This is a genomic window from Bordetella petrii, assembly GCF_020991325.1.
GTDB lineage: Bacteria > Pseudomonadota > Gammaproteobacteria > Burkholderiales > Burkholderiaceae_B > Bordetella_A > Bordetella_A petrii_E.
On the sequence record NZ_JAJMLX010000342.1, the window covers coordinates 1 to 4,302 of the forward strand.

General features: G+C 65.3%; 6 protein-coding genes. 3 read left to right on the forward strand and 3 right to left on the reverse strand.

Annotated elements, in window-relative coordinates:
* Positions 1-546 (reverse strand): MFS transporter (locus tag LPZ50_RS22410; protein WP_230665041.1); only part of this gene is annotated, 546 nt, incomplete at its 3' end.
* Positions 547-639: 93 nt separating this feature from the next.
* Here LPZ50_RS22410 and LPZ50_RS22415 point away from each other — a divergent pair.
* A complete protein-coding gene (locus LPZ50_RS22415) occupies positions 640-1,245 on the forward strand; it encodes a TetR/AcrR family transcriptional regulator (RefSeq protein ID WP_230665042.1) in 606 nt (201 codons plus the stop codon).
* A 97-nt stretch (positions 1,246-1,342) separates the two neighbouring features.
* On the opposite strand, the gene amt is transcribed toward LPZ50_RS22415, so the two are convergent.
* A complete protein-coding gene (gene amt / locus LPZ50_RS22420; RefSeq protein WP_230665043.1) occupies positions 1,343-2,581 on the reverse strand; it encodes an ammonium transporter in 1,239 nt (412 codons plus the stop codon).
* 37 nt (positions 2,582-2,618) lie between these two features.
* On the reverse strand, positions 2,619-2,957 hold the full coding sequence (gene glnK / locus LPZ50_RS22425; protein WP_012249555.1) for a P-II family nitrogen regulator: 339 nt from the start codon (positions 2,955-2,957) through the stop codon (positions 2,619-2,621).
* A gap of 632 nt (positions 2,958-3,589) precedes the next feature.
* Between glnK and LPZ50_RS22430 the strand changes: the two genes are divergently transcribed.
* On the forward strand, positions 3,590-3,844 hold the full coding sequence (locus LPZ50_RS22430) for an accessory factor UbiK family protein (RefSeq protein WP_230665044.1): 255 nt from the start codon (positions 3,590-3,592) through the stop codon (positions 3,842-3,844).
* Positions 3,845-3,980: 136 nt separating this feature from the next.
* Positions 3,981-4,302 (forward strand): magnesium chelatase domain-containing protein (locus tag LPZ50_RS22435; protein WP_329957694.1); only part of this gene is annotated, 322 nt, incomplete at its 3' end.

Sequence of the window (4,302 nt, forward strand, 5' to 3'; positions counted from 1 at the left end):
CGCCACGGCCCAGACGGCGCGCCGCCAGTCGCCCGACGATGCCAGCGCTGCCAGGCCCGGCAGGAAAAGCAGCGTGCCGGTGGCGGTGCTGGCCGTCAGCAGGCCCATCATCAGGCCGCGCCGGGTGGCGAACCAGCGATTGACCACCGTGGCGCCCAGCACCACGGCCACGGCGCCCGAGCCTATGCCCGAGAACACGCCCCAGGTGGCCAGCAGGTGCCAGGATTCGGTCATGAAGCTGCTGGCGGCAGTGGACAGCGCCATCAGCGCCAATGCGCCGATCAGCACGCGGCGCAAACCGAAGTGCTCCATGGCGGCCGCGGCAAAGGGGCCCACCAGGCCGTACAGGAAGATCCCCGCCGCCACCGAGAACGAGATGGTGGCGCGGCTCCAGCCGAAGGCTTCTTCCAGTGGAACCAGCAATACGCTGGGAGTAGAGCGCAAGCCGGCCGATACCAGCAGGGCCAGGAAGATCACGCCGACCACCACGAAAGCATAGGCCTGGCCGGTGCGCCGGAAAGGACGGGGAAGCTGGGATATACTCATGTTACTGACCGGTACGTTCAAGGACAACGTATGCTACGTACCGGTCAGTAACATCGTCAAGTGTTTTTTTGAATCGATGTGGAGCCCGCTGCCATGACCCGCAAATCAGACCCGTCCCGTTCCGCCCGTGAACCTGCCCGCCCGGCTGCCGACCGCATCCGCGAAACGGCGCGCCGCATGTTCTACCAGGACGGCATCCGCGCGGTGGGCGTCGATGCGTTGGTGGCAGAGGCCGGCGTGACCAAGCCCAGCCTGTACCGCAGCTTTTCTTCCAAAGACGAACTGGCGGCTTCATATCTACGCGATTACGAAGCGGAGTTCTGGGTCAAGTTCAACGCCGGCGACCCGGCGCATCCGGGCGATCCGCGCGCCGGCCTGATGGCGTATTTCGAAGGCCTGGCCCGGCGCGTTGCCGATAGCGATAATTTCCGTGGCTGCGGGCTGACCAATGCTGCGGTGGAATACCCCGAGGCCGGCCACCCTGCGCGGCAGGTGGCGGTGGCGAACAAAAAGCAGTTGCGCGCGCGCATGGTGGAGCTGGCGCGCGACATGGGCGCCGGCGAACCCGAAATCCTGGCCGACGGCCTGCTCTTGCTGCTGGAAGGGGCATTCGTGTCCGGCCAGTTGTTCGGGCAGGGTGGGCCGGCGCGCCATTTGCCGGAAGCCGCGCGCCGGCTGATCGATGCCAGCCTGCGCTGAGGGCGCCGGGGAAAAAACAATGGCCCCGCTTGCATGCGGGGCCGTTGGCCAGGCTGGGTGACGCTGGAGCCCTTGGGCGGGCTCCAGCTTCCCGGCATTAGCTGTGATACGCGGATTCGCCGTGGCTGGTCACGTCCAGGCCCTCGCGTTCCTGGTCTTCCGGCACGCGCACGCCGCACAGCATATTGGCGATCTTGTAGGCGATCCATGCCACCACGCCCGACCACACAATGGTCAGCAGCACGCCTTCCAGTTGCACCCACACCTGGCCCAGGATTTCGCCCGTGCTGGCCAGGCCCGGCCCGCCCAGGGCCTGCGCATTGAACACACCCGTCAGCAGGGCGCCCACGATACCGCCCACACCGTGCACACCGAACACGTCCAGGGCATCGTCGGCGCGCAGCATGCGCTTCAGTCCATTGACACCCCACACGCACACGGCGCCAGCCACCAGGCCGATGATCAGCGCGCCGCCAGGGCCCACCAGGCCAGCGGCGGGGGTAATGCCCACCAGGCCGGCGATGGCGCCCGAAGCCGCGCCCAGCATCGAGGGCTTGCCCTTCAGCGCCCATTCTGTCACCACCCAGGCCAGGATGGCGCCAGCGGTGGCGATCATGGTGTTGAAGAAGGCCAGCGTGGCGCCTTCATTGGCGGCCAGGGCCGAACCGGCATTGAACCCGAACCAGCCCACCCACAGCAGGGCGGCGCCGATGAAGGTCATGGGCAGGTTGTGCGGCTGCATGGCTTCGCGGCCGTAGCCCACGCGCTTGCCCACCACATAGGCGCCCACCAGGCCGGCCACGCCGGCATTGATGTGCACCACGGTGCCGCCGGCGAAGTCCAGGGCGCCTCGGGCATTCAGCAGGCCCGGCGCCGTTTCCGACGCGAACCACACCATGTGGGCGATCGGCACGTAGGCGAACGTGAACCAGATCACCGTGAACACCAGCACGGCCGAAAAGCGCGCGCGCTCGGCGAAGCTGCCCACGATCAGCGCGCACGTAATGCCGGCGAAAGTGGCCTGGAACGACGCGAACAGCAGTTCGGTCAGCGAGCCCGACATGGCATATGAGCCGTCGGCGGGCGTGAACATGCCCGAGAAGAAGGCGCGCGACAGGCCGCCGAAGAAGGCGTTGCCCTCGGTAAAGGCCAGCGAATAGCCGTAGGCGAACCACAGCACCAACCCCAGCGCGAAGGTGCACAGCACCTGCATCAGCACCGACAGCACGTTCTTGCTGCGCACCAGGCCGCCGTAGAACAGCGCCAAGCCTGGCACGGCCATCATCAGCACCAGCAGGGTGGAAACGAGCAACCAGGAGATATCTGCTTTATCCATTATTCAGGCTCCAATGCATCTTTCTTTATCGTTGTTCTTACAGCGCGGCTTCACCGGATTCGCCCGTGCGGATACGGATGACTTGCTCCAGCGGCGCGGTGAAGATCTTGCCGTCGCCGATCTTGCCGGTACGAGCGGCTTGTTCGATGACGTCGATGACCTGGTCGACCAGGTGGTCGGGCACGGCGGCCTCGACACGCAATTTGGGCAGGAAGTCGACGGCGTATTCCGCGCCCCGGTACAGTTCGGTGTGGCCCTTCTGGCGGCCGAATCCCTTGACTTCAGTAACGGTGAGCCCCTGGACTCCGATTCCGGACAGAGCCACCCGCACCTCGTCGAGCTTGAACGGCTTGATGATGGCGATGATGAGTTTCATGGCGATTCCTCTCGTGGTTGCACTCAGGCATGCCCAATCAAGCAATATCCATGCCATCTTTTGAAAGCGGGTGCGATCCGGGGCAGGGATGCCAGCCGCGTCGAAGTCGTGCATTCGTGCACAAAAGCGGTGCGAAATACCGGGCGTAATGGCCCTGTTGTGGTGCGTGGCACTGCAAGTGGGAACAATGAAACAGAATATTTTCAGGGCGGCCTTGTTGTATCGAATTGCAGCCTGCCCTCGCATCTGGCGCAGCATCCAGGCGGCCCGTCGCAGCGCGGACGGCTGGCGTGATTGCTCAGTGCGCCCTCGTAATCCAGGGGCTGAAAACGTATTCAGCGGGTTGCACTTGCGTCAGGATTCCGTGCATTTTCGATATAAATGTATCGCTTCCCTTGAAACGCGGCTTTACATGCCGCCGCTTGTGGGCGCGCGGCGGCTCGGGAAGAATCAAGCCATGCCGCAAGTGTTGCGGCCAGCACCCCAGGGTGCGATTGCTTCTGGGAGTCGCCAGGTGGCGATTCGGTTTTCTCCTGTGCTTTGAGGCGGTGCCGCGTGCGGCCCGCCCATTTTTTTTGGGTGGGACATTTCGGGTCTACACTGTGGGCATCGAAGATGAATGCGAGGATGTCATGAACCGCACACAATGGATTGAAGACTTCCAGAAGAACCTGTCCGATCTCATTGCCCGCAGCCCCGCGGCCGACCTGGAACGCAACGTGAAGGCCATGATGGGGCAGGCATTCACCAAGATGGACCTCATCACCCGCGAGGAATTCGACGTGCAGGCCGAATTGCTGGCGCGGGCCCGCGAGCGCGTCGACCAATTGTCGGCCCAGGTCCAGCAGCTCGAGGCCCGCGTGGCCGCGCTGGAAAGCAAGCCCTGAGGTCCGCGCCGGGGCTGCGCCCGGCCTGACCGGCTCCTGCCGCGCGGCGATCGGCGGCGCGACATTTCCATCGCGCTTGCGCTGCCCTCAGGCGGCGCTTTGCCCATACTGGCGGCTGATCCATTCTGGGGCCGTCATGACGCTAGCCATTCTTGCCAGCCGGGCATTGTCCGGCGCCGACGCGCCGGCCGTGCGCGTCGAAACCCATCTGGGCCCCGGGTTGCCCGCTTTCACGGTGGTGGGCCTGCCCGACACCGAGGTGCGCGAAAGCCGCGAACGCGTGCGCGCGGCCATTATCAATAGCGGCTTCGAGTTTCCCAGTGGCCGCATCACAGTCAACCTGTCACCCGCCGACCTGCCCAAGGCATCGGCCCGCTTCGACCTGCCCATCGCGCTGGGCGTGCTGCTGGCATCCGGCCAGGTGGCCGTGGCCGGGCCGGCGGGCGACGCGGCTCCCG

What these genes read in the sequence shown, in the direction of transcription:
- LPZ50_RS22415 (WP_230665042.1), top strand. Translation starts at nt 640, where the DNA reads ATGACCCGCAAATCAGACCCGTCCCGTTCCGCCCGTGAACCTGCCCGC.
- amt (WP_230665043.1), bottom strand. Translation starts at nt 2,581, where the DNA reads ATGGATAAAGCAGATATCTCCTGGTTGCTCGTTTCCACCCTGCTGGTG.
- glnK (WP_012249555.1), bottom strand. Translation starts at nt 2,957, where the DNA reads ATGAAACTCATCATCGCCATCATCAAGCCGTTCAAGCTCGACGAGGTG.
- LPZ50_RS22430 (WP_230665044.1), top strand. Translation starts at nt 3,590, where the DNA reads ATGAACCGCACACAATGGATTGAAGACTTCCAGAAGAACCTGTCCGAT.